The following is a 24,034-nucleotide window of genomic DNA, read 5'->3' as shown; positions in this document are numbered from 1 at the left end:
GATGGCTGTCTTAAAAGCAAAAAACCTAGCGAAAACCTACAGTAAACGTAAGGTGGTAACCGACGTAAGCTTGCAGGTAGAGTCAGGCCAGATCGTCGGCCTGCTTGGACCGAACGGTGCAGGTAAAACCACGTCTTTCTATATGATAGTTGGTCTGGTTGCGCGTGATGAAGGCACCATCAACATTGATGACCGAGACATCAGTATCTTACCAATGCACAGTCGATCTCGCCTTGGTATCGGATACCTACCTCAAGAAGCGTCGATTTTCCGCAAGTTGTCTGTAGAGAACAACATCATGGCGGTTTTACAAACCCGTGATGAGATGACCAACGAACAACGCCAAGATAAACTGGAAGACCTGCTAGAAGAGTTCCACATCCAACATATCCGCACCAGCAATGGTATGGCTCTGTCAGGTGGTGAGCGTCGTCGTGTTGAGATTGCTCGCGCACTAGCAGCAAACCCGCAGTTCATTCTATTGGATGAACCGTTCGCTGGCGTTGACCCGATCTCAGTAATCGATATCAAAAAAATCATTGTTCACCTGCGCGATCGCGGCTTGGGCGTTTTGATTACGGACCACAACGTTCGTGAAACATTAGACGTGTGTGAAAAAGCTTACATCGTAAGCCAAGGACACCTGATTGCTGAAGGTACTCCTGAAGATGTTCTCAATAACGAGCAAGTTAAACAAGTTTATCTAGGCGAACAATTCCGTCTATGATTAGATAGAGAGTATCGAGAATTCTAAGAATAATAACTAGGTAAGTCACACTGAATGAAACCCTCATTACAACTTAAGCTAGGCCAACAGTTAGCAATGACCCCTCAATTGCAGCAAGCGATTCGTTTGTTGCAATTGTCTACTTTAGATTTGCAACAAGAGATCCAAGAAGCACTTGAATCTAACCCACTACTCGATGTCGAAGAAGGCAATGAAGATACGCCGACACCGGAAGAAAAACCTAGCAGTGACGAGAAAGAAACAGTTGAAGCCACAGAGCAAGACTTACCTGATAGCTCAGATTTAATCGAAAAATCAGAGATTGGCAACGAACTCGAAATCGACACAACTTGGGAAGATGTCTACAGCGCAAACACGGGTAATACTGGTATTGCTATTGATGACGACATGCCCGTTTATCAAGGCGAAACCACACAAAGCTTGCACGACTATCTACTTTGGCAACTCGGCCTAACCCCCTTCACTGACACTGACCGAAGTATCGCCTTCGCGCTGATCGATGCCATTGATGATTATGGCTACCTCACTGTTTCTTGTGAAGATATCCTTGAAAACTTTGATAACGAAGAGATCGAGCTTGATGAGATCGAAGCCGTTCGCAAACGAATTCAGCAATTTGACCCATTAGGCGTTGGTTCCGTGAACCTGCAAGATTGCTTGTTACTGCAACTCGCGACCTTCCCTCAAGATACCCCTTGGCTTAATGAAGCTAAGTTAGTACTTACTAGCCATATCGATCAACTAGGTAATCGTGACTATAAACTTGTAATAAAAGAAACCAAGTTGAAGGAAGCAGAACTGCGTGAGGTTATGCAACTCATTCAACAGTTGGACCCTCGCCCTGGCAGCAAAATTACACCGGATGAAACTGAATATGTGGTTCCTGATGTTTCAGTTTTCAAAGAGCTCGGTAAATGGATAGTCACCATAAACCCTGATAGCGTGCCTAAGCTTAAGGTAAATCAGCAATATGCAGCTCTTGGTAGTAAAGGAAACAGCGCCGACAATCAGTACATTCGATCGAATTTGCAAGAAGCAAAGTGGCTAATTAAAAGCCTAGAAAGCCGAAATGAGACGTTACTCAAAGTTGCGAGATGCATTGTTGAACATCAGCGCGATTTCTTCGAACATGGCGAAGAGTCAATGAAGCCAATGGTCCTAAACGATGTTGCGTTAGCTGTTGAGATGCATGAATCCACAATATCCCGTGTGACGACTCAAAAGTTCATGCATACACCACGCGGCATCTTTGAGCTCAAATACTTTTTCTCGAGCCATGTTAGCACCGACAATGGTGGTGAGTGTTCATCTACAGCAATTCGTGCGCTCATTAAGAAGCTAGTCGCGGCGGAAAATACCGCGAAACCTCTCAGTGATAGTAAAATTGCTGCTTTGCTGGCTGATCAAGGAATTCAGGTAGCTCGACGTACCATAGCGAAATACCGTGAGTCTCTGGGTATTGCCCCATCAAGTCAGCGTAAACGCCTGCTGTAAAATAATTTAACTAACTATTTAATTTAGTTATAGCCAGGCAACCAACTGAAAAGGAAAGTCTATGCAAATCAATATTCAAGGCCATCACGTTGATCTTACCGATTCAATGCAAGACTATGTTCACACTAAATTAGACAAACTTGAGCGTTTTTTTGATCATATCAATAGCGTCCAGGTTGTATTACGAGTTGAGAAAGTTGATCAAATAGCAGAAGCGACTCTTCATGTTAATCAAGGAGAAATCCATGCAACAGCAACAGATGAAAATATGTATGCTGCGATTGATTCATTAGTTGATAAACTAGTCCGTCAACTCAACAAGCACAAAGAAAAGCTAAGTAGCCACTAACATGCAATTAAGCGAAGTACTTTCATTGGACTGCACTAAAAGTGCTGTCCAATGCACGAGCAAAAAAAGAGCCCTTGAACTCATCAGCCAGATTGCAGCAGAAAGCTGCGGTCAAGATTCAACAGAACTGTTTGAGTGCATGTTGAGCCGTGAAAAAATGGGCAGTACTGGTATTGGTAATGGTATCGCTATTCCTCATGCTCGTATGAGTGTCAGTGATAAAGCGATCGCAGTGCTGCTGCAATGCCAAGCTCCAATCGAATTTGACGCTATTGACAACCGCCCTGTCGACCTATTATTTGCTCTTCTTGTCCCTAGCGAACAGTGTAAGGAACACCTAAAAACCCTTTCTTGCATGGCAGAGCGCCTTAACGACAAGCAGACTCTTAAACAATTGCGTAATGCTCAAAGCGATCAAGAGCTTTATGACATCATGATTCAAGTACCACCTGGCGAGTAATAATATGCGACTCATCGTTGTAAGTGGCCAATCGGGGGCCGGTAAAAGTGTTGCGCTACGAGTCCTCGAAGACTTGGGGTATTACTGTGTCGATAACCTACCAGTAAATCTACTCAACGACTTCGTCAAATCCGTCAGTGAGATCAATCAAAACGTTGCCGTTAGTATTGATATTCGTAACCTACCGAAAGAGCCTCAATTAGTCACAGATACACTAGAACAACTAAAATCTGCCACTGATATTGACGTGAACGTTTTGTTCCTAGATGCGAGTAAGCAAACACTGCTTAAACGCTATAGCGAAACACGTAGAATTCACCCTCTATCTATTGGTCAAGAAAAGCTATCACTTGAGCAAGCTATCGATTTAGAGAAAACACTCTTGGCTCCCCTTGCAGAGCAAGCCAGCATTGTAATTGACAGCAGTGAATGCAACCTTTACGAATTGAGTGAAAAGGTTCGCTTTAAAGTGGAAGGCAAAGAGAAGCAAGAGCTGATTATTGTCTTTCAATCGTTCGGTTTTAAGTTTGGCTTACCAAGTGACGCTGACTATGTGTTTGATGTTCGCTTCTTGCCAAACCCTCACTGGGAGCCAGACCTACGACCATTAACCGGTCTTGATGCTCCGATTCATTCTTTTCTAGAAAAACACCCCGAAGTTATTGAACTCAAGCAACAGATCCAAGGCTTTGTTGAGCAGTGGTTACCAATGTTAGAGAAGAATAATCGTAGCTACCTAACAGTTGCGATTGGTTGTACTGGCGGTAAGCACCGCTCGGTTTATCTAACTCAGAAAATTGGTGAGTACTTCGAACAACTTGGCCATCAAGTACAAATCAGACACGCCTCCTTAGAGAAGCACCAACAGGGCTAACCATGGAATTAACTCGAACTGTACTGATCCAAAACCGTTTGGGTCTTCACGCTAGAGCAGCCGTAAAGTTGGTTGAACTTGCACAAAGCTTTGATGCCACCATTACTATCCATAGCGAAGACGATAAGATCGCGACGGCAGACAGCGTTATGGGGCTATTGATGCTGGAATCAGCACAAGGGCAACACATCACAATTCAAGCCATAGGCAGCGACTCACAGCAGGCGCTTGATGCCGTCTGTCATCTCATTGAAGATAAGTTTGATGAGGGCGAATAAGAGAAAAGGCGTTACTCACAACGCCTAAGACTTAAATAAATAGCCAACCAATATTAAATATTAGTTCTACCTAAGTTAATGATTTAAATAAGCCCTAGAATTAAGTTACTATTCTAAGTATTGTTAGAATAATGAGATAGGAGGAACATATGGCAGAGCAATTAGAATTTGACCAAGCTCACCAAACCCTCCAAGAAGTCAGCGAAGCCCTAGAAAATGGGCGATTTGTTCACGTACGCCGACAACTTCAGGACATGGAGCCTGAAGATATTGCACACCTTTTAGAAGCCTCCCCTCGCAAAAGTCGTGATGTACTCTGGCAACTCACCGATCCTGAAGACTTCGGTGAAATTCTTGATGAATTAAACGAAGACGTCAAAGATGCTCTTGTGTCAAAAATGGCACCAGAAACGTTGGCAGAAGCAACCGAAGGCATGGAGACCGATGACGTCGCGTACGTACTTCGAAGCCTACCCGACGATGTTTCTCGCGAAGTCCTTTCTCAAATGGACTCCGTTGACCGTGCTTTGGTTGAGACAGCACTATCATACCCAGAAAATTCTGCGGGTGCGTTAATGAATACCGACGTGATCACGATTCGTGGTGACGTCGATGTTGATGTTGTTTTGCGTTATCTACGTATGCGTGGTGAACTTCCGGACGCTACCGATACTTTATATGTCATCGATGAAGAAGAGCGTTTGATTGGTAACTTATCATTAACGACCCTGATCACAACACAACCGGATGTTGCAGTCTCTGAGGTGATGGAAGATGCAGACGAAGCTATCGCCGTTGAAACCAGCGCTTCCGATATTGCGAGCCTGTTTGAACGTCGTAACTGGGTTTCTGCCCCTGTAGTCGATAGTAACCAGCACCTTGTGGGTCGTATCACCATCGATGACGTGGTTGATGTCATCCGTGAAGATGCTGAACACTCAATGATGAGTATGGCGGGTATGGACGATGACGAAGATACCTTCGCACCGGTCGTAAAATCCGCTCGTCGTCGTAGCGTCTGGCTTGGGGCCAACGTACTTGCAGCACTGGCAGCGGCTTCAGTATCGAACATGTTTGAAGCAACGCTCGACCAAATGGCCGCAATTGCCGTACTGATGACTATCGTGCCTTCAATGGGCGGGGTTGCCGGTAACCAAACCGTTGCTCTGGTGATTCGTGGTTTAGCGCTCGGTCATATTGGTGATAGTAACAAGCGTGAATTGCTACTTAAAGAAGCGGCTATCGGCTTCCTAAACGGCATTCTATGGGCCGTTATCATTGGTGGTATCGTAGTAGCCTGGAAGGGTAACTGGATACTGGGTGGCATCATCTCCGCTGCGATGATGACCAACTTACTTGTCGCTGGTATTGCCGGTGTAACCATCCCGGTAATGTTGAAGAAAATGAACATCGATCCTGCATTGGCAGGTGGTATGGCACTCACCACAGTAACGGATGTTATTGGCCTATCGGTATTCTTAGGCTTAGCGACCATACTGATCTAGCTTGATTACCTACTCGGTAAATACAAAAAGGGAGCCATCGGCTCCCTTTTTTAATTCATCCAATAGCGTTAATTAAATTACTCGCCTGCGACTTTCATCGACTCAAGCAAGATAGAACCCGTTTGAATCTGTGAACGCGTTTCAACATCGTTACCGACTGCCACGATCTGATTAAACATGTCTTTTAGATTACCTGCAATCGTCACTTCCGATACTGGGTATTGGATCTCTCCGTTCTCAACCCAGAAACCTGCAGCACCACGAGAGTAATCACCTGTCACTGTGTTTACGCCTTGTCCCATTACTTCAGTAACAAGGAAACCTGTGCCCAATTCTTTCAGCATCTGCTCAAAGTTTTGACCGGTCGATTTAACGAACCAGTTATGAATACCACCAGCATGGCCGGTTGGTGTCATATCCATCTTACGCGCGGCATAGCTCGTTAGTAGGTAAGTTGCTAACACACCATCAGTGATGATTTCACGATCTTGAGTGTATACACCTTCACTGTCGAACGGGCTTGAAGCCAAACCTCGTAAGATATGTGGACGTTCAGAGATATTGAACCAATCTGGCAAAATTTTCTGACCTAGATGATCCAGTAAGAACGACGACTTACGGTAAAGGTTGCCGCCACTGATCGCCATCACAAGGTGACCAATTAGACCTGTGGCAACATCGTTAGCGAACATAATTGGGTATTGGCCTGTTGATAGCTTTTTCGCATCCAAACGGCTGATAGTCTTTTCAGCAGCCTCTTGACCTACACGCTCAGGCGTCCACAGCTCGTCACGGTGACGAGCAACGGTATAGCTGTAGTCGCGTTCCATTTCACCGTTAGTGCCTTGTCCAATCACACAGCAACTCGTGCTATGGCGGCTTGAAGCGTAGCTCGCTAGTAAGCCATGGCTGTTACCGTACACTTTAACGCCGTAATGGCTGTCGTAGCTCGCGCCATCACTTTGTTTGATCTTGTCACTATAAGCTAGCGCTTGCTTCTCAGCAGCAATCGCAATCTCAGCGGCATAGTCTGGGTTAGGTTCATCAGGGTGGAAAAGATCCAAGTCTGGAATGTCTTTTACCATGTACTCTTTTGCCGCAGGACCTGAAAATGGGTCTTCAGACGTGTACTGAGCGATATCAAGCGCAGCCGCTACCGTTTGAGCAATCGCCTTTTCACTTAGATCGGATGTAGATGCGCTGCCTTTTTTCTGGCCACGGTAAACAGTAATACCTAGCGCACCATCACTATTAAATTCAACGTTTTCCACTTCACACATACGTGTTGAAACACTTAAACCCGTTGACTTAGTAATAGCAACTTCAGCGGCGTCGGCACTCACAGAGGCCATGTCCAATGCTTTTGCTACTGCGGCTTCTAGCTCAACTCTTTGCTGAGCGACTTGCTGTTTTACATCCATATCTATTCTAATTTTGTAGGTCAATATTACGTAGGATAACAAGAATTTCGCTTTCTCCCCAAGATTCTTGCTAAAATAGGCAATATATTCGTTTGAGATAGTGACATAGGCAGAAAAGATGGCTCGCAAAAACCAAAAAGCCCCATGGGAACCAGAAGAAGAAATCATCTGGGTAAGTAAGACAGAAATGAAAACCGACATGGATGCCCTGCAAAAGCTGGGAGAAGAGCTTGTTGGTTTAAAGCCTTCTGTATTAGACAAGTTTCCTCTGTCTGAAGATTTGGCACAAGCGATAAAAGATGCACAACGCTTTAAAAATGAAGCGAAGCGTCGTCAACTTCAATACATTGGTAAAGTAATGCGTAGTGTCGATCCTGAGCCAATTCAAGCGGCTTTGGATAAAGTACGTAACAAGCACTCACAAGCAACCGCTGAGCTACATAAGCTTGAGCAACTGCGTGACCGTGTTGTAGCTGAAGGCGATACTGCCATTTCAGACGTTATGGAGATGTACCCTGAAGCAGACCGTCAACGTCTTCGTCAGCTAGCGCGCCAAGCTAACAAAGAAAAATCAGCGAACAAGCCAGCCAAAGCTTCTCGTGAAATTTTTCAAATCTTAAAAGAGCTAAAGCTAGGCGACTAATCCTCGTCTCGCTTTACTTATAAAGATAATAAAAGACCTAGCGCATGCTAGGTCTTTTTGCTTTCTACGTACTCAATATCAAGAGATATTAAACAAGATTGGTGAATCGTCACTCACCCGCTTTAACAAACGAGCTTAGCTCTTGCTGTGGATGATCAGCCGTCAGTGTCTCTATCGAGTCTGCAACCAACACTTTACCTAATGCCACAAATACAAACTTATTGGCAATACTGCGTGCATCCCCTAAATGGTGAGTCACCATTAACACCGTAATGCTTCGCTCTGCTGCTAATCGCCTAACAAGGTTAAGCATTTCCTCACGAAGCAAAGGGTCAAGCGCCGAAAAAGGTTCATCAAGCAGCCAAATGTCATGTGGTTGAACAAAACAACGCGCCAGTGCGACACGCTGACGCTGGCCGCCAGATAAATGTTCAGGCAGCCTATCTAAATACTCTGCAACACCGACCTGTGCAGCGGCTTGCTCAACATCGAGCTTTTGGGTTGCAGTAAGCTTTAACCCCGGATGCAAGCCTAAGCCAATATTTTCACGCACCGTGAGGTGAGCAAATAGATTGTGTTCTTGGAACAACATCGCCAATGGACGCTGATGCGCTTCTTTGCCAATCAGCGATTGTCCTGCTACCGAGATCTCACCCGATGTCGGCTCAATAAACCCAGCAACCAATGCGAGTAGCGTTGATTTACCCGCACCACTTGGCCCCATCAAAGCAACAATATCACCCTGTTCTGCTTGGAAATCAAAACTAAACAACTCTTGGTGATAGTGGTAATCCACTTCTTTCATCACTAACATCATCGGTTCCTTAACTCTTTAGCATTGGGCTTTGAACTTCGAGTAAATAAAAATTCTATTAAGCTAAAACTGCCCACACTCAGCAGCAGTAAACTCACAGAAACCACCGCGGCAGCTTCCATTTGATAGCTGCCTAACAATTGGAATAGATACAAAGGCAGCGTTCTAAAATCTTGGCTACCAAACAAGGCAATGGCACTCAAGTCCCCCATCGCCAGCATAAAGCTAATAGAAAAGGCTTGCGCCATTGGTTTACGTAGTGCGCGCCACTCCACCAGCCTAAAACGAGTGAAACCTGTCATTCCCAAGCTTGCACACACGTATTGATACTGTTGAGATAAATGCAACATAGGTTGGGCTAAGGTTTTAATCACATAAGGCAGTGCCATTAAGCTATTCACGGCAATCACAATAAAGAAAGCTAAGCTAAATACATCGGTAAATGAACGCAGTAATAAGAAGAGTCCCGTACTGATCACTAACCCTGGTGTCACTAAGATAATGGTACCAATCAGCTCGATTTTATCGGCTCTAAAGTTCTTATTCTGCAAACGCCATGCACGACTGGTCAGCAGTATCGCAATACCAATACCGACAGCAATAACACTTGCTAAGGACGCAACTTTAACTGAGGTCATTAACGCAGCCCAAAACGGTTCGCTGCTGAGCACAATCAGTGCTTGTGAGTTAATACCACTGACGATAACCATGGCTAATGGCGGCAATACCAGCATTGAGACTACTATGATCCAAAAGCTATCCCAAGCTTTTGACCACCAGCAGTCCTTAACCAAATATTTCTCTTCCGACAACTGACTGGCCGTCACTGAAATAGGTTTCGACAGGCGCTGAATACTCACCGCTAATACACCACACAGCAGCATTTGCCATATCGCGAGTAACGCACCAGCCTGTAGGTCAAAATCGAATTTAATCGCTTGATAGATGGCCAGTTCGATAGTGGTTGATTTTGGTCCACCGCCTAGCGCCATCACGGTAGCAAAGCTGGTAAAACACAGCATGAAGACTAAGCCACACACATGAGGTAATTGTTGCCTTAAACGTGGCCATTCAACCCATCTGAATTTGTTCCAATGACTCATACCCAAGTGAGCACACAGCTTGTGCTGCTCGGCAGGCACAGTATCTAAAGCTTGTAAAAGCAAACGACTAGCATAAGGTAAATTGAAGAAGACGTGCGCCAACAAAATACCATTCAAGCCATAAATCGAGAATGGTAGCTCAATGTCGAAGTTTGCCAAAAACTTAGCTAACCAACCACTGTTGCCGTAAATCGCCAATAAGCCAAAGACACCAACTAACACAGGTAGAACCAAGGTCGACGCGAACAGCCTTAACAACAAAGCGCGTCCAAAAAATTGTCTACGACACAGGGCGTGAGCGATAGGTATAGCAAAGCCAACACTCAGAAAAGTTGAGAGTGTCGCCTGATAAAAACTGAATTTCGTTACATGCCAATAGTAAGGATCGGACCATACTTGGCTGATATCAAGAGAAGGGGCATTGCTAAGCAATGCCCCAACTGCTGAAACCACGAAGGCGGTAATGAGTATCGCAACCCAAACCCCGACCTTAGGTGTTTTCTTTATCATAAATTGATTTTTTACCGTAAATGGTTCATTCCAAACATAACGAATGAACCTTTAAATACAGAAAGCTAGTTTTTAAAAGTACGTTAGAAAGCTCATTTTCTTAAATAGTCAGTTAAAAAGTAAGCGCACTCTGCCATTCACGAATCCAAGGCTTACGCTTCTCGGCGATCTCTTCAGAGCTAAAACTCAGTGCTTTCTGTGGAACTGTTAACTGCTCAAAGCCTTTTGGTAGCTCGACACCCGTTACTGGGTACATCCAGTTACCTGTCGGCATCGCCGATTGGAATTCATCACTTAGGATAAACGCCATAAACTCATCAGCAAGCTTTTCGTTGTTGCTGCCTTTAACCTTAGCGGCCACTTCGACTTGAGTGTAATGCCCTTCTTCAAAGCTCGCTGCTGCGTACTTAGAATCGTTCTCTGCAATGATATGATAAGCCGGAGACGTAGTGTAAGACAGAACCAAGTCAGACTCACCTTCTAGGAACATAGAGTAAGCTTCAGACCAACCTTTGGTTACCGTCACGGTTTTTTGAGCCAGCTTCTTCCAAGCTGTCGTTGCTTCGTCACCGTAAACCGATTTCATCCATAGCATCATGCCTTGACCAGGTGTTGAAGTACGTGGATCTTGGTAGATAACCTTGAGATCATCACGCTGCTCAACCAACTCTTTCAGGCTCTTAGGCGGGTTTGCTAGTTTCTCTGTGTTATAGACAAAGGCAAAGTAACCAAAGTCATAAGGTACAAAGGTCTTGTCATCCCAGCCATTAGGCAGTGTTACTGATGACGTATCAACCTTGTGTTCCGCCAATAATCCCGTCGCTTTCGCTTCAGCCATCAGGTTGTTGTCGAGACCTAGCAAGATATCGGCTTTGCTGTTGCCGCCTTCAAGACGCAAGCGGTTCAGAATCGACACACCATCTTCTAGCGCGACAAAATTCACATCACAGCCACACTTCTCTTCGAATGCTTTCTCTACGGCAGGACGAGGGCCCCAATCCGCTGCAAAAGAATCATAGGTGTATACGGTCAAAGTGTTATCTGCAGCAAAGGCAGAAAAAGAGATCGCTGTAGTAACAGCAAGGGTAGTTAATGTGAATTTCACTGGACGCTCTCCATGGTCTGAGCGGCACAGGTTTGAGGGAGGAGAACGGTAGAGGTTGTTCCTAACTCAATTCCTACGCCAGCATTATCTGGTTCAGGTTTACGGGTCCCAAGCGCCTGCTTGATCTCAGCTCGCATTCATTATTTGAATGGTCAGCTCCCCGATGAGTGTTCAGAATTGTAATTCGAACTTTAACAATAAGCTATCAAGTTTGGATTAATTACGTTGATCGTACCCCCAACGTGGCACTAAACCTTGATCAATACCAAGATGATCCAAAATGCGCGCCACCATAAAATCAACCAGATCTTCAATCGACTTAGGTTGGTGATAAAAACCTGGAGCGGCAGGCATGATTGTCACGCCCATGGTTGAGAGTTTGTGCATGTTCTCTAGGTGCAGAGTCGAAAATGGTGTTTCACGCACCACCAACAACAGTTGGCCTCGCTCTTTCATGACGACATCTGCAGCTCGTTCAATCAGGTTATCCGATAAACCATGAGCAATTGACGCCAAACTTCCCGCAGAACATGGACATACCACCATCTGCTTCGGCGCAGCAGAACCAGATGCAACCGGTGAGAACCAATCATCTTTGCCACACACCATCAACTTTTCTGGGTCGCAGCCTAGATGCTTAACCAAGGCTTGTTTCGCCGCTTCCGGTCCAGCAGGTAACTTAAGTTCATGCTCGGTCGCTAAGACTACTCGCGCTGCCGACGATATCATCAAATAGACCTGATAATCGGCCGCCAAAAGGCATTCAAGTAAACGCAGTCCATAAGGCGCACCAGATGCGCCAGTGAAAGCAAGAGTTATCGCTTTATCGTGTTTTGTCATGTTCTCAATTACTTCAAATTATAAAGCCGTGAATCAGTTAAGCTTTGAGTGCCAATCCATCCAACAGCTTTTGATGAATACCACCAAAGCCACCGTTACTCATTACCAAGATTTGGTCACCCACTTGTGCCTCTGAGACAATTCTAGCAACGAATGCATCCATGTCATCACTTACATGGGCGGGTTGATGGCACGCATCGGCAACATCTTGTACTGACCAATCAATGTTATCCGGTTGGAATAAGTAGGTAGAATCCGCCTGTTTGAGCGAATCAGCCAAGGTTTCTTTGTGCACACCACGCTTCATGGTGGCAGAGCGAGGCTCTAGAACGGCAATGATTTTTTTCGTGTCGACCTTATTACGTAAACCACCGAGCGTAAGTTCAATTGCCGTTGGATGATGAGCAAAATCATCATAAATAGAGACACCTGCGACCTCGCCTTTAAACTCCAAACGACGCTTAGTATTAATAAAGGTAGCTAGCGATTCACAAGCAAGGTCAGGTGTCACACCCACATGTCTTGCCGCCGCAATCGCCATCAAGGCATTACTTACGTTATGATCACCAACCAAATCCCAGTCGACGGTTCCAATACATTCGCCTTGGAAGTACACCTCAAATTTAGAGCCGTCTTTAACCCGCTTCTTGGTATCCCAATCACCGAGTTCACCACTCGATTCCGTCTCACTCCAGCAACCGCGAGCTAGAACATCTTGGATCGCGATGTCTTGCTTCGGTGAAAAAATGCGGCCGTTGCTTGGCACTGTACGCACTAAATGATGAAACTGACGCTTGATCGCTTCAAGATCATCGAAGATATCGGCATGATCGAACTCTAAGTTATTCATGACTAAAGTTCTTGGGTGATAATGAACGAACTTAGATCGTTTATCGAAAAAAGCACTGTCATATTCGTCGGCTTCCACCACGAAGAACATACTTTCACCAAGACGAGCAGAGATACCAAAGTTACCCAACACACCGCCAACTAAAAAGCCCGGCGCATAGCCACAGTCTTCCAAGATCCAAGCCAGCATGCTGGATGTTGTGGTCTTGCCATGCGTGCCTGATACCGCCAGAACCCAACGGTCATGCAGTAAGAACTCTTGCAACCACTGTGGGCCTGATGTGTATCTAAGGTTGTTATTCAAGACATACTCAACGCACGGATTACCACGGCTCATTGCATTGCCGATCACCACGAGATCCGGCCTTGGCTCTAACTGGCTAGGATCGAACCCTTCAATAATTTCAATCCCTTGAGATTCCAACAAAGTACTCATTGGAGGGTAAACATTCGCGTCACTACCTGTAACCTTGTGCCCTAATTGACGAGCTAGTACTGCAGCACCACCCATGAAGGTGCCACAAACTCCTAAGATATGAATATGCATAAATTGCTTCCAAACGCTTGGCTAAATGAACCATGTCTAAATCAAACTACTGCACTCATTATCATGAAGTGGCAATTAAAAGCGAGTAGCAATGCAAAACAAATGAAGTCGACATAGTAAGTGAGATCTGTGTCGCTTAGTTCATTACCATTAAAAAGATCTAAGCCGTAGAATTTAGGTAAGTGTCTAGATGAATAAAGCCCACACAAGAGGCAAGTTCTACAGTGCTCAAATCCCCCCTAATATTCAGAGAAGTTTAAGGAAATAACATGTCTGAGATGCGCACCCTTGGTGAGTTCATTGTTGAAAAACAAAGTGACTTCCCCCATGCAAGTGGTGATCTATCATCCCTTTTGTCATCAATTCGCCTTGCTGCAAAAATTGTTAACCGAGAAATCAACAAAGCAGGTCTTGTCGACATTACTGGCGCTGTTGGTACAGACAACGTTCAAGGTGAAGAGCAACAGAAGCTAGACCTTTACGCGAACGATAAATTTAAAGCGGCTCTTGAAGCTCGTGACCAAGTTTGTGGTGTAGCAAGTGAAGAAGAAGACGAAGCGGTAGCCTTCAATAAAGAGCTCAATAAAAACGCAAAATACGTTGTTTTGATGGATCCACTCGATGGCTCTTCAAACATCGATGTGAATGTCTCGGTTGGTACAATTTTCTCTATCTACCGTCGAGTATCACCGATTGGTACCCCACCAACACAGGAAGATTTTCTACAACCTGGCCACAAACAAGTAGCCGCTGGTTACGTGATTTACGGCTCTTCAACCATGTTGGTGTATACAACAGGGGCAGGTGTAAATGGTTTTACCTATGACCCATCACTGGGTACATTCTGTCTATCTCATGAAAATATGATGATTCCAGACGAAGGTAAGATCTACTCTATCAACGAAGGAAACTACATCCGCTTCCCTACAGGTGTGAAAAAATACATCAAATACTGTCAAGAAAGTGAGCCTAGTGATAACCGTCCATACACGTCACGTTACATCGGCTCTTTGGTTTCTGATTTCCACCGTAACCTACTTAAAGGCGGTATATACTTATACCCAAGCACAGAAAGCCACCCTCAAGGTAAGCTACGCCTACTTTATGAGTGTAACCCTATTGCCTTCATTATGGAGCAAGCTGGCGGTATCGCTTCTGATGGTGCACAGCGCATCATGGACATCAAGCCAACAGAATTACACCAACGTGTACCATTCTTTGTAGGTTCAAAGAACATGGTGAGAAAAGTAGAAGAGTTTCTTGAGCTTAACCGAGACTAAACCTCTCGTTTACTTCTCAAAATAACGTCATTAAAAAAGCCAGCATGTGAATGCTGGCTTTTTGTTGGATATTTAGAATATAGAGCGACTACGGGTTGTTCCACTTATACCAATCACAGTAAGTAAGTGATCAAAAATAGCGCAAGAAAAAAGATTGAGAACAAGGCTGCTCTTTTCAATAAATAGTTTCGATAAGTAGTTATTCTACAATCAAAAAGTCTAACGACGTTATCGAGATTTTTAACAAGCTAGGGTGAACAGTTATTTACTACGATTGGTATTACACCAGTCACCCGAAAGTATTTCTTTATTAGCTGTTAGCTCAAGTTGATACAAATATACCCACGCTAATCCAAATATAGTCTCTATTTGCTCGCGACGATACTCAACAGGAACATCTTCTAGCTGGTCAAGCGAGGCTAGAACTTCATCGTTAATGACATAGACTTCGCCAGCAACACTTTTACTTCCACAAGTTAGAGCTGGATACGCACCTAAATCGAACAGAGCAAATTCCTTAGGAGTATCAAAGCGCCCCAACAACTCGCAACCCTGCACATAGTGGTGATTGGACTGGCCTTGTCTCAAAGTGCCATATACAAAAACAAGATGTCGCATATACACTCCATAGCCTATTCACATTTGCACATCGACGAACTCACAAAGCCGCTACTCGAATTCAAACTGATATAACAGGTCAACGGCACTGTCTAGGCCAGATACCGCTTCAACATAAAGGTCCTGCATTAATCGGTAACGAACGGTAAACTCACCTAAAGAGTTAAAAATACCGACACCATACTTCACCTGCAAGCCAGGCAGAATGTAGCCACTGACTGTTACTTGAGAGTCATCACCTGAACCGGCAGTGTCCAGTTGTAAATCTTGTACACCAAATGCCTCACCGATTTCGCCAACAACCTTACCGCTTTTCGCCAAACTCAAGCCAATTAAGGTAGTCGTCATCGAACCATTCGACTCTCCATCTATATCTTGACCACGCAAAATATAAGACAGCGCGTTGGCTTGCGGCATGGCAGGATCAGAATAAATCTCGATGGCTGGCTCTGCCGCTGGGCCCGTCACTCGAATCCCTGCGATCACGTCATCCTGAGTATTATCCGGATTACGTATTGCATTTATCGCTACATATGGTTGATCTGGCGGTCCATTCATCAAAATTTTACCCTCTTTGATCAACAGGTCTTGTCCGAATGATCGGTAAGTACCACCCACAATGTTTACTTCACCTGTGATAAACGGCCCTTGGTCTTTTTGAGCGACATTAAGCTTACCGACTAAACCGCCTTCTAGGCCGAACGCAGAAAGTTTAAAGTCATCACCGATAGAGATATTAATATTGGTCATCACATCAAATGGGATCGTGTCTTCGCTTTCCGGCTCAAGGTCTTTATTCAAGATAACTTGATCAGAAGAGACGCCAACGGCAGACGGTGGTAAGTCTTCGACAACAATGCGTCCCCATGGTAATGCAATATCACCAGTGATTTTTGCCAATTCTGGGGTGACATCAATGGTCATATCAGGCACAACCTTAACCTTAACCATCGGTGGAATATCGACCATCAACTCATCAGCGAAGACTCTAACGTTAGAGTGCCATGCTTTAAGATCTTGCCAATCCCCATTCCCCTCTATATCAAGATGACCATCAGGCGTTTCAACATTTGCATCCAGTTTTGCACTATAACCATCAAAGTCGAGGTCGATACGGCCATCTTGAACATCAATAGGCGTTACATCACCTTTAACTTGAATACCATCAACAGAGAACTGACCAAAGACTTGAGGATGCATCAAAGAGCCTTTTACTTTTAAATCACTCTCAAGGTCGGCCTTCAATAAGCTGTATTCACCGAGAATTGGTTGTAAGAAATCAAGATGGAACGTGGTCAGCTTAATTGCAGCATCGACCATTTTGTCTTCGGCAAGAATATTCGGCAACGACACCGTGCCAGACAGGTCACCATTGTCGGAAACATCCAACTTAAAGTAGGCATCCAGTTTGTTGTCTTTCAGTTGAGCATTCAATGCAACGCTTTCCCAACCTAGTGTGATGGGCTCTCCGACTTGTTGCACAACCTGACCTTTCGGCATATCGACACTGACCATCACCTCAGGCTCACCTTGCTCCGACCATTTAGCATGAGCGGTCGCATTCACTAAGCCCTGTAGTTGCGTCTCTTTAGGCACAAAAGCTTTAATCTGTTCGAAGTTGAATTGGTTGATCGCCAATTTCGCCTCACCCGATTTTCCAACACGAACGTCTTCATCCAGACACACACTCGAACCCGATTGATTCCAACAGTGTGCTTGAACATCGGTAAACTGCTTATCAACATTCGCCTTAATTGCGACAGGTTGATCTAACACCCAGGGCCCTTGCTGAGTGCTGATTTTGACTCTGTCTAGCGATCCATCCCAAATAATAGAAGGCTTTTGAATCAATTCACCAGAAATCGCTAAGCTTGTCGACACGATGTCAGATATCACATCAAGTGTTACCGTATGCTTCTTCTCACCGCCACTCACCGTTAAGTCGATGCTTTCAACGCTTTGCTCTTGATAGGTTAAGTTCTTGGCTGTTAATACAAGATCAGCTTGAGCTTCAGGTAATGGTAGGGGAACCACAGAGCCATTGAGCGACAATGACTCAAGTGTTGCCTCGCTATTCCAATCAACCTTATCGACATTTACAGCAAGATCGACCTTCGGTTCTTTCGTTGGGCCGCTCAGTTGGATGTTACCGATCGCTCGACCTTTCAACTCGGGGATACTTTTTAGAAGATCAGGGACGTAAATTTCAACGCCCATGTCCCATTGCTGATCAAGCTGACCCAAAGCCTTAATTGAGTTAACACCGTGAGCCAAACTCAAACCACTGGTCTTCAGTTTAGGTTCACCGCTCGCACTGCGATCCGACGCCGACAACTGGCCTTCGATATCCAGAGGATACTCTCGCAAGATCCCTTCAATATCCAATTTAGGCAGTTCAATCGCCCAGCCGCCCGCTTCCGTCAACTCACCCGAGGTGACGATGCTTCCGCTAATGTTGCCCTCGGCTTCAGGCCACTGCAGACCCGGTTGAACATCTTTGAGTGTTACATCAGCTTGCCAGTTAACGAGATTTTTCCAGTTCGCTTTAACGACACCTTTAAGTTCACCGCCTAACGTGTTCAGCTTAAGACGCTCGAGCTCAATCTGTTCCGTCGTGCCTTTGCCCTGTAGATCGATGGCTAACTCAGGAATCTCCTTACCATCGGCTTCACCTTTAAGTAGAACATTGAAACCATCTAGTGAACCATCGGCTTTGAATTGCTCAATTGTCGCTTGGTAATCGCTTTTTCCGGTAAGGGGCCACTGCGCTTGCCCGCCCTCTAAAAGAAGATCAAATGGCAGAGTCGGCTCTAAGGGTTGAATATCCCCAGACAACTTTGCCTCAATCAATTCAGAAAACTGGGAATCTAGGTTTAGCTTGGCCACACTCCCTTGTGCTTTCAGTGATAATTTCTGGCCTGCTAGATCGGTTTCTTTAACCAACGCCTCCAAAGAAAGATCTAACGGGTAACCTTCTTTCAGCTCAACCTTTGCTGCAAGATTAGCGCTTGCTTGTGGCATATCGAGTTCTAAAGTTGAAACATCGACCGTATGTTTGCCTGCCTTAGCTTCGAGGCCAAGGTGGTTGACGATAATTGGAGTTTCTTGCTCTAAAGTAAAACGGTTTAGGTCAAAACGCTCCAGCACAACCTGTAAAGGAATCCAGACTTCAGGCAGCTCGATCGCTGTTTTAGCGGTTGATCCTGGCTCGACCGCTTCTGCTTGCGTTTCTTCCTCCGATTCAGCAAGTTGAACTTTCAGATCATTGAATAAGGTTGGCGATACCGTCAGCTTTTCACCCTGCATGCTTAGAGCTGTTGAGAACAAGCTCCATTCGATTTCATGACCCAAGATATTCAGTTTAATATCAGACAAAGCGACGCGATTGATCACTATAGGTAAAGGTGTTTTCACCGATGTCACTGGCGGAGCCGGTTCTGTTTCTTCTGTAGAGGCAGGAGGTAATTCAGTAAATGCGAAGTCTAAACCTTGAATCGTTAAACGGTCGACACACAACTTAGGGTCGAGTACACAGCGAGGATTAATAGCCAATACCAGTTTTCTAACTTTGGTATCAATATGAAGGCTATCATCTTTAAACTTCACATTATTAAGCGTAAAACTTGGGAACAGTGCTCCTTTGGTGCTTTCCACTTCAAGTTGTGGCAATGCTTTTTCAGCGCCCCACAACACTGTGTTCAGCCCTGGATTGGTGAACAAAACAAAACCGAGTAGGGCTATCAACAACAGCAAAATAGACGTCAAAGAAATCGACGTCCACTTAATGCATTTGCCCATAACTTTGATCATAATTCTGGCCCTAAACTAAAGTGCAGTTGGAACTCATCGCCTTTCTTCGCATCTAGTCCCCAAGCAAAATCTAAACTCACAGGACCAACAGGCGACGCCCAGCGAACACCCACACCAGTACCATGTTTCCATTCAGGTTTATCATTGAATGCATCACCAATATCGTAGAAGGCTGCTCCCCACCAATTACCAACCAATCTGTATTGGTATTCAAATGAGCTGGTGGCAATGTATTTTGCCCCCGTTAGTGCGCCACTTTCATCACGAGGAGAGATAGATTCATAACCATAACCACGAATACTATTGTCACCACCGGCAAAGAACCTTAGTGAGGGAGACAACTTATCAAATTCATCGGCAAAGTTACCGCCGAATTGAAGCTGAGTTAAGCCTCGGTGATTGTCACCAATGCTGCGAATCCATGCCGTTTGTCCCTGAAAACGCACCACTCGAGTTTCAGACAACAAGGTGTCATCTGCAGCTTCAACCATGATGGTTTGTTTATCGCCCCACATTGGCATCGAGCCACCACGAGTTCGAGTTCTTGAGAAAGAGATGCCCGGCAACACGAATTGCGCTAAGTCATCTTGCAGACCTTGCTCATAGTTTTCGAGCAAATATCGAATAAACACAGTGCGCTGCCAGCCATTATCAAGACGCCAATATCTTTCTAACGCTAAGTTTGACTCCAAACTCTTAGTGTCACGGTTATCTAAATTCTTCATTCCGTACTTAACTTGATAATAATCATTAAGAACATCATCTAGCGGGATTTTATAAGTCGCGGTTATAGTCTGCTCAGGCTTAGAAATTGACAGACTACTATTGAAACTGTGACCACTGGCGTTAACCCACGGTTTCTTCCATTTGAGAGTGCCTTTTACACCAAGGTCGGTTGATACACCGATACCCGTTTCGATTTGGTTACGCGATTGTGGAGCAAGGCTCACCTTCATCGGAATTTCACGGCCTTCGCCCAATTGACTTAAATCAGGTTCAACAAACACAGAAGAGAACCAATCCGTATTGGACAGGTTTTGGTTATACTCGCCGACTTTAGTAATCGAGTAAGCATCTCCATCTTTAAAAGGCTTAAGAGATTGAACTTTATCTTCCTCGATCTGGCTACCAGTCACCTTCGTTTCACCAAAGTGGTAGCGAATACCACTGTTGTAATGCAATCGAACATATGCACGATTAAGTTCCGGGGCGACTTCGAGTTTACTCACTTCATAAGTTCCATCAAAGTAACCTTTCGCCAAGCCAAGGTTACGCACTGAAGACTTTAACGAATCGTAATTACCATGATTGAGAACCGAGCCTTTAGACAAGTTACTTTTTGCCACTAAAGCCAAAAAGTCGGGATCATCTTTTGCTTCTCCGCTGAGCACGATATCAGATGTATAAATTAGAACAGGCTCGCCCGGTTCAACAGACACAATAAGCTCAGAATCATCTTCAGCTCGAGAGAATGTAATACTAGGTTGGTAATAGCCCAAAGCATTAAGCGCTTCTTGAATCATGGATTCCAAGCGTGATTGGAACCTAAGCGAAACTGAATACTCATCTTCGGGAATGGCACTTAAATAAGCATCCACATTGTCTTCAAGCGCACCTTTAACCCCTTCAATTCTAAGGGATACATCAGCGTAAGCGAGTGTCGAGGACAGTAGAGTGCCAATCAGAACTGGTAAAGTTATTCTTATCATGTTTAATTGGTTGAAGAAGTTATCAGTACGTAAATGAGTGAAAATAAATCATACCGTTAAAAGGGCACTGAGTCTGTAATAAATCCAGTCATAACACGGTCTAATTTGAAGACTTAGTCAATATTAACCAACCGTTAATATCAGCCTACCGTTCATAAAAACCAACGCGGTAAACGTATGCAAGAAGGAATATAACATGCTAAACACACAACCTCTGGTTTCCGCAGCAACCGCATTACCGGGAAATGCTGACCCAATCCGAATCACTGAGCGCCATTTCGTCAATCAGACCGACTTGCTAGATTCCCCTACTGGTTCTCAACAAGAAGTCCTGCTTGGTATGGGATGCTTCTGGGGAGCTGAGCGTTTGTTTTGGCAATTGCAAGGGGTTGTCTCTACCTCAGTTGGTTACTCAGGTGGATACACAGTCAATCCAACCTATGAACAAGTATGCTCAGGGCAAACTGGCCATACCGAAGTGGTTCGTGTGATTTTTGACAGCAAACAAACCTCTTTAGCTCAAATACTAAAGACCTTTTGGGAGCGTCATGACCCAACTCAAGGCATGCGCCAAGGCAACGACTTGGGGACTCAATACCGCTCCGCAATCTACACCTTCAGCGAAGAACAACAAACTATTGCTGAGCACTCTAAGCAAGAATATCAAAGAGCAATGACTGAATCTTTAGGCAACGAGATCACAACGGAAGTTCTACCGGCAGGAAAATATTTTTTTGCAGAAACCTACCACCAGCAATACCTAGCCAAAAACCCTAATGGCTATTGTGGGTTGGGCGGAACAGGGGTTTGCTTTCCTCCACAATAACTTTCAGTTCGGGTAATAAACGAAAACGATACTCATTAAAAAAGGGCTTCCATTCGGAAACCCTTTTTTGTTGTTGGTCTATTTGAAGCTCAATAAATAAAGGTCGGTTATACCGGCAGAGCAGCAATCGTGCCGTTAACTTCTTTAAAAATGGTGAGCTTTTGCTTGTCTGACACTTCAGGAAGAAGCACCTTGCCTTGGTCGAAGCGAAACTCTCCGATACCTTCGATGGCAAACTGGCCTTTGAACAGGACTTTAACGAAACGCGCCACCTGATGTGGGCGATAAGTCGAAAATTCTCTTAACATAATACAACCTCAATTCCATTTGAGTACTACAGTCAGGCACCTGAACATATCCTAGTTCAAAGCACATTTAATCGCTAAATCCGTTAGCAAACAGCAAGATAATCTATTATTTAACTTGCTATCAATGCATTATACCTTTTGGCAACAAGTGTGCAACTTATTTCAATGCCGTAGGATAAAAAGTTAAAGAGGCATTTTTCAAATTTCATATTATACTTCCAATGCAAACCAATAAGCGGAACAAAAATATAATGAAAAACAAAATTCTACTGGCTTTTTTAGCCGCAGCCTCTCCACTCTTCGCCAATGCTCACAATCTATCTGTAGGTGAAACTCTACCAGCTGTCGATGTTAGCAACTATGGTGAAATTGTTATAAACGACGGCAATACCGCCTATCAAGCTTGGGCAACCAGCAATCTCCTAGGTAAAGTTCGCGTCGTTCAAGCTATTGCTGGCCGCAGCAGCTCTAAAGAGCTCAACGCCCCATTAATGGCAGCTATTACCGCATCGAAGTTCTCAGAAGACAGCTACCAAACCACGACCATTATCAATCAAGATGATGCGATTTGGGGGACTGGGTCTTTTGTTAAATCGTCTGCCGAAAGCAGCAAAGAAGAGTTTCCATGGTCTTCTATGGTGTTAGATGAAGACGGCGCAGTCGCGTCTTCATGGGCTCTGAAAGAAGAAAGCTCAGCGATTATCGTTCAAGACAAGCAAGGTAAAATCTTGTTTGTAAAAGAAGGGGCATTAAACGAATCAGAAGTCACTCAAGTCATTGAGTTGATTAAAGCGAGTCTTTAATCAGATATTCGCGTCTTTTTCGAGACCTGACCAAAGGATATTGTTATATTATAACAGTATCCTTTTTTAATTTCTGTGGTTAATCATCCTGATGTGGAAAAACACACCTAACAATGTGAAACGTAAAACAGGCTTCTTGCTTGGGCTGATGCTTATGTTAAGCGTGTTAGCCGCGACACACATCGTGGATATCTCACCAGAACACCACACTTCACACCATTGTGAGCTGTTTTCGATAAATCAATTCATCACAGGGCACTCACTTCCACAGATCCCAGAGTTCCATTCGGAATTTACTGTCGCTATCACAGAGTCTGTCATTTCGTTACAGCGCCTGTATTTTGCCTATTTAGCACGTTCACCTCCTGTAAAGGTTGCTTAATTACCACTACTTTTTAATTAACCTTTATTCAGGAAAAAAACATGAAACCTACTATTTTAGCCGTTGTTATCGGCATGACTGTCTCTACTAATGTTCTAGCTAACGAAGAATTCCGCTCTCACGAAACACACGTGCACGGTAAAGTTGAAGTGAACATCGCTCAAGATGGACAAGAGCTACTTGTTGAAGTGACAGCACCCGGCGCTGATGTGGTTGGCTTTGAACATGCTCCAGAAACGGCTGAGCAGAAGAAAGTATTTGAACAAGCGATTGCGCAATTAAACAAGCCAGAAGAGCTATTTGGTTTCACAAATGCAAGCTGTACTCTGAAGTTCAAGTCAGTGACGAACACCTTGGAAGACGAGCATGATGACCACAAAGGCCATGACCACGCAGAACACGATCATGACGACCACGAAGGCCATGACCACGCAGAACACGATCATGACAACCACAAAGGCCATGACCACGCAGAACACGAGCATGATGACCACGAAGGCCATGACCACTCAGAAGGCGGCCACGGTGAGTTCACTGTCGAGTACCACTACCAATGTTCTGACATTGAAAAACTGGATACCGTGAATACTCAGTGGTTCTCTAAGTTCAGCAACACAAAATCAATGACTGTGAACCTGCTAACTGACAGTGCTCAAATTCAAGAAGTACTTAACGCAGATCGTATTAGTTTTCGATTCTAATTAGCATTAGATTGAATTAAACGTAGATAAGCAGCCAAGTAAGTATTCACTTACTTG

General features: G+C 44.6%; 23 protein-coding genes and 1 riboswitch. Of the genes, 13 read left to right on the top strand and 10 right to left on the bottom strand.

What is annotated here, in order from left to right; translation table 11 throughout:
- The first annotated feature begins 1 nt into the window (after position 1).
- The 7 genes from lptB to mgtE all read left to right on the top strand — a co-directional run bounded on the left by lptB (position 2) and on the right by mgtE (position 5,708).
- Positions 2-727: an LPS export ABC transporter ATP-binding protein gene (gene lptB, locus OCV24_RS01820; protein WP_102506529.1), complete on the top strand. Its 726-nt coding sequence runs from the start codon at positions 2-4 to the stop codon at positions 725-727.
- 54 nt (positions 728-781) lie between these two features.
- A complete protein-coding gene (locus tag OCV24_RS01815; RefSeq protein WP_102506530.1) occupies positions 782-2,242 on the top strand; it encodes an RNA polymerase factor sigma-54 in 1,461 nt (486 codons plus the stop codon).
- 61 nt (positions 2,243-2,303) lie between these two features.
- A complete protein-coding gene (hpf, locus tag OCV24_RS01810) occupies positions 2,304-2,591 on the top strand; it encodes a ribosome hibernation promoting factor (protein ID WP_017055328.1) in 288 nt (95 codons plus the stop codon).
- 1 nt (position 2,592) lies between these two features.
- On the top strand, positions 2,593-3,051 hold the full coding sequence (gene ptsN / locus OCV24_RS01805) for a PTS IIA-like nitrogen regulatory protein PtsN (RefSeq protein WP_046224445.1): 459 nt from the start codon (positions 2,593-2,595) through the stop codon (positions 3,049-3,051).
- A gap of 4 nt (positions 3,052-3,055) precedes the next feature.
- On the top strand, positions 3,056-3,925 hold the full coding sequence (rapZ, locus tag OCV24_RS01800; protein ID WP_046224446.1) for an RNase adapter RapZ: 870 nt from the start codon (positions 3,056-3,058) through the stop codon (positions 3,923-3,925).
- A 2-nt stretch (positions 3,926-3,927) separates the two neighbouring features.
- Positions 3,928-4,203 (top strand): HPr family phosphocarrier protein, encoded by a 276-nt coding sequence (locus OCV24_RS01795; protein WP_017055331.1) that lies wholly within the window; start codon positions 3,928-3,930, stop codon positions 4,201-4,203.
- Between the two features lie 149 nt (positions 4,204-4,352).
- Positions 4,353-5,708, top strand: coding sequence for a magnesium transporter (gene mgtE, locus OCV24_RS01790; protein WP_017055332.1), 1,356 nt, complete (start codon positions 4,353-4,355; stop codon positions 5,706-5,708).
- Between the two features lie 77 nt (positions 5,709-5,785).
- Here mgtE and pmbA read toward each other — a convergent pair whose 3' ends face one another.
- Positions 5,786-7,129, bottom strand: a complete 1,344-nt coding sequence (gene pmbA / locus OCV24_RS01785; RefSeq protein WP_017055333.1) for a metalloprotease PmbA — start codon at positions 7,127-7,129, stop codon at positions 5,786-5,788.
- A 118-nt stretch (positions 7,130-7,247) separates the two neighbouring features.
- Here pmbA and yjgA point away from each other — a divergent pair, with 118 nt between their 5' ends.
- Complete coding sequence (gene yjgA, locus OCV24_RS01780; RefSeq protein WP_010435062.1) at positions 7,248-7,772, top strand: ribosome biogenesis factor YjgA; 525 nt, start codon at positions 7,248-7,250, stop codon at positions 7,770-7,772.
- A 109-nt stretch (positions 7,773-7,881) separates the two neighbouring features.
- Here the strand turns inward: yjgA and thiQ are convergent, their stop codons facing one another.
- The 5 genes from thiQ to mpl form a co-directional block, all read right to left on the bottom strand.
- The gene (gene thiQ, locus OCV24_RS01775; RefSeq protein WP_060468682.1) at positions 7,882-8,586 is read right to left on the bottom strand and encodes a thiamine ABC transporter ATP-binding protein; all 705 of its coding nucleotides are present in this window, start codon (positions 8,584-8,586) and stop codon (positions 7,882-7,884) included.
- Positions 8,586-10,199, bottom strand: coding sequence for a thiamine/thiamine pyrophosphate ABC transporter permease ThiP (gene thiP / locus OCV24_RS01770; RefSeq protein ID WP_167514274.1), 1,614 nt, complete (start codon positions 10,197-10,199; stop codon positions 8,586-8,588). Before thiP ends, thiQ begins: the two co-directional genes overlap by 1 nt.
- Before the next feature lie 112 nt (positions 10,200-10,311).
- Complete coding sequence (gene thiB / locus OCV24_RS01765; RefSeq protein WP_046224451.1) at positions 10,312-11,304, bottom strand: thiamine ABC transporter substrate binding subunit; 993 nt, start codon at positions 11,302-11,304, stop codon at positions 10,312-10,314.
- A 53-nt stretch (positions 11,305-11,357) separates the two neighbouring features.
- A riboswitch (TPP riboswitch) is annotated at positions 11,358-11,477 on the bottom strand.
- 43 nt (positions 11,478-11,520) lie between these two features.
- Entirely contained in the window at positions 11,521-12,144 is a 624-nt protein-coding gene (locus OCV24_RS01760) for a flavin prenyltransferase UbiX (RefSeq protein WP_017055338.1), read from the bottom strand.
- A gap of 37 nt (positions 12,145-12,181) precedes the next feature.
- The gene (gene mpl / locus OCV24_RS01755; protein ID WP_017055339.1) at positions 12,182-13,540 is read right to left on the bottom strand and encodes a UDP-N-acetylmuramate:L-alanyl-gamma-D-glutamyl-meso-diaminopimelate ligase; all 1,359 of its coding nucleotides are present in this window, start codon (positions 13,538-13,540) and stop codon (positions 12,182-12,184) included.
- A 269-nt stretch (positions 13,541-13,809) separates the two neighbouring features.
- Between mpl and fbp the strand changes: the two genes are divergently transcribed.
- Entirely contained in the window at positions 13,810-14,820 is a 1,011-nt protein-coding gene (gene fbp / locus OCV24_RS01750) for a class 1 fructose-bisphosphatase (RefSeq protein WP_017055341.1), read from the top strand.
- A 261-nt stretch (positions 14,821-15,081) separates the two neighbouring features.
- Here fbp and OCV24_RS01745 read toward each other — a convergent pair whose 3' ends face one another.
- From OCV24_RS01745 to tamA, 3 genes are read right to left on the bottom strand one after another with little or no spacing between them, the layout of a single operon-like run.
- Positions 15,082-15,438: a gamma-glutamylcyclotransferase family protein gene (locus OCV24_RS01745; protein ID WP_136979334.1), complete on the bottom strand. Its 357-nt coding sequence runs from the start codon at positions 15,436-15,438 to the stop codon at positions 15,082-15,084.
- Between the two features lie 51 nt (positions 15,439-15,489).
- Positions 15,490-19,248, bottom strand: a complete 3,759-nt coding sequence (gene tamB / locus OCV24_RS01740) for an autotransporter assembly complex protein TamB (RefSeq protein WP_150878812.1) — start codon at positions 19,246-19,248, stop codon at positions 15,490-15,492.
- Positions 19,245-20,957, bottom strand: coding sequence for an autotransporter assembly complex protein TamA (gene tamA / locus OCV24_RS01735; protein ID WP_136998063.1), 1,713 nt, complete (start codon positions 20,955-20,957; stop codon positions 19,245-19,247). Before tamA ends, tamB begins: the two co-directional genes overlap by 4 nt.
- Before the next feature lie 196 nt (positions 20,958-21,153).
- Between tamA and msrA the strand changes: the two genes are divergently transcribed.
- Positions 21,154-21,783 (top strand): peptide-methionine (S)-S-oxide reductase MsrA, encoded by a 630-nt coding sequence (msrA, locus tag OCV24_RS01730; RefSeq protein WP_102506539.1) that lies wholly within the window; start codon positions 21,154-21,156, stop codon positions 21,781-21,783.
- 107 nt (positions 21,784-21,890) lie between these two features.
- Here the strand turns inward: msrA and OCV24_RS01725 are convergent, their stop codons facing one another.
- Positions 21,891-22,091, bottom strand: coding sequence for a DUF1107 family protein (locus OCV24_RS01725; RefSeq protein WP_017055346.1), 201 nt, complete (start codon positions 22,089-22,091; stop codon positions 21,891-21,893).
- A gap of 251 nt (positions 22,092-22,342) precedes the next feature.
- Between OCV24_RS01725 and OCV24_RS01720 the strand changes: the two genes are divergently transcribed.
- The 3 genes from OCV24_RS01720 (at position 22,343) to zrgA (ending at position 23,977) form a co-directional block, all read left to right on the top strand.
- Complete coding sequence (locus OCV24_RS01720) at positions 22,343-22,894, top strand: YtfJ family protein (protein WP_102506540.1); 552 nt, start codon at positions 22,343-22,345, stop codon at positions 22,892-22,894.
- A 91-nt stretch (positions 22,895-22,985) separates the two neighbouring features.
- Complete coding sequence (locus tag OCV24_RS01715) at positions 22,986-23,276, top strand: DUF2607 domain-containing protein (RefSeq protein WP_150878810.1); 291 nt, start codon at positions 22,986-22,988, stop codon at positions 23,274-23,276.
- A gap of 41 nt (positions 23,277-23,317) precedes the next feature.
- Entirely contained in the window at positions 23,318-23,977 is a 660-nt protein-coding gene (zrgA, locus tag OCV24_RS01710; protein ID WP_150878808.1) for a zinc uptake protein ZrgA, read from the top strand.
- Positions 23,978-24,034: the final 57 nt, after the last annotated feature.

It is taken from the genome of Vibrio kanaloae, from assembly GCF_024347535.1.
Lineage (GTDB): Bacteria > Pseudomonadota > Gammaproteobacteria > Enterobacterales > Vibrionaceae > Vibrio > Vibrio kanaloae.
This window is presented reverse-complemented; position numbering and strand designations above follow the sequence as displayed.

Coding starts and splice junctions, on each gene's coding strand:
- lptB (WP_102506529.1), top strand. CDS start 2: ATGGCTGTCTTAAAAGCAAAAAACCTAGCGAAAACCTACAGTAAACGT.
- OCV24_RS01815 (WP_102506530.1), top strand. CDS start 782: ATGAAACCCTCATTACAACTTAAGCTAGGCCAACAGTTAGCAATGACC.
- hpf (WP_017055328.1), top strand. CDS start 2,304: ATGCAAATCAATATTCAAGGCCATCACGTTGATCTTACCGATTCAATG.
- ptsN (WP_046224445.1), top strand. CDS start 2,593: ATGCAATTAAGCGAAGTACTTTCATTGGACTGCACTAAAAGTGCTGTC.
- rapZ (WP_046224446.1), top strand. CDS start 3,056: ATGCGACTCATCGTTGTAAGTGGCCAATCGGGGGCCGGTAAAAGTGTT.
- OCV24_RS01795 (WP_017055331.1), top strand. CDS start 3,928: ATGGAATTAACTCGAACTGTACTGATCCAAAACCGTTTGGGTCTTCAC.
- mgtE (WP_017055332.1), top strand. CDS start 4,353: ATGGCAGAGCAATTAGAATTTGACCAAGCTCACCAAACCCTCCAAGAA.
- pmbA (WP_017055333.1), bottom strand. CDS start 7,129: ATGGATGTAAAACAGCAAGTCGCTCAGCAAAGAGTTGAGCTAGAAGCC.
- yjgA (WP_010435062.1), top strand. CDS start 7,248: ATGGCTCGCAAAAACCAAAAAGCCCCATGGGAACCAGAAGAAGAAATC.
- thiQ (WP_060468682.1), bottom strand. CDS start 8,586: ATGTTAGTGATGAAAGAAGTGGATTACCACTATCACCAAGAGTTGTTT.
- thiP (WP_167514274.1), bottom strand. CDS start 10,199: ATGATAAAGAAAACACCTAAGGTCGGGGTTTGGGTTGCGATACTCATT.
- OCV24_RS01760 (WP_017055338.1), bottom strand. CDS start 12,144: ATGACAAAACACGATAAAGCGATAACTCTTGCTTTCACTGGCGCATCT.
- mpl (WP_017055339.1), bottom strand. CDS start 13,540: ATGCATATTCATATCTTAGGAGTTTGTGGCACCTTCATGGGTGGTGCT.
- fbp (WP_017055341.1), top strand. CDS start 13,810: ATGTCTGAGATGCGCACCCTTGGTGAGTTCATTGTTGAAAAACAAAGT.
- OCV24_RS01745 (WP_136979334.1), bottom strand. CDS start 15,438: ATGCGACATCTTGTTTTTGTATATGGCACTTTGAGACAAGGCCAGTCC.
- tamB (WP_150878812.1), bottom strand. CDS start 19,248: ATGATCAAAGTTATGGGCAAATGCATTAAGTGGACGTCGATTTCTTTG.
- tamA (WP_136998063.1), bottom strand. CDS start 20,957: ATGATAAGAATAACTTTACCAGTTCTGATTGGCACTCTACTGTCCTCG.
- msrA (WP_102506539.1), top strand. CDS start 21,154: ATGCTAAACACACAACCTCTGGTTTCCGCAGCAACCGCATTACCGGGA.
- OCV24_RS01725 (WP_017055346.1), bottom strand. CDS start 22,091: ATGTTAAGAGAATTTTCGACTTATCGCCCACATCAGGTGGCGCGTTTC.
- OCV24_RS01720 (WP_102506540.1), top strand. CDS start 22,343: ATGAAAAACAAAATTCTACTGGCTTTTTTAGCCGCAGCCTCTCCACTC.
- OCV24_RS01715 (WP_150878810.1), top strand. CDS start 22,986: ATGTGGAAAAACACACCTAACAATGTGAAACGTAAAACAGGCTTCTTG.
- zrgA (WP_150878808.1), top strand. CDS start 23,318: ATGAAACCTACTATTTTAGCCGTTGTTATCGGCATGACTGTCTCTACT.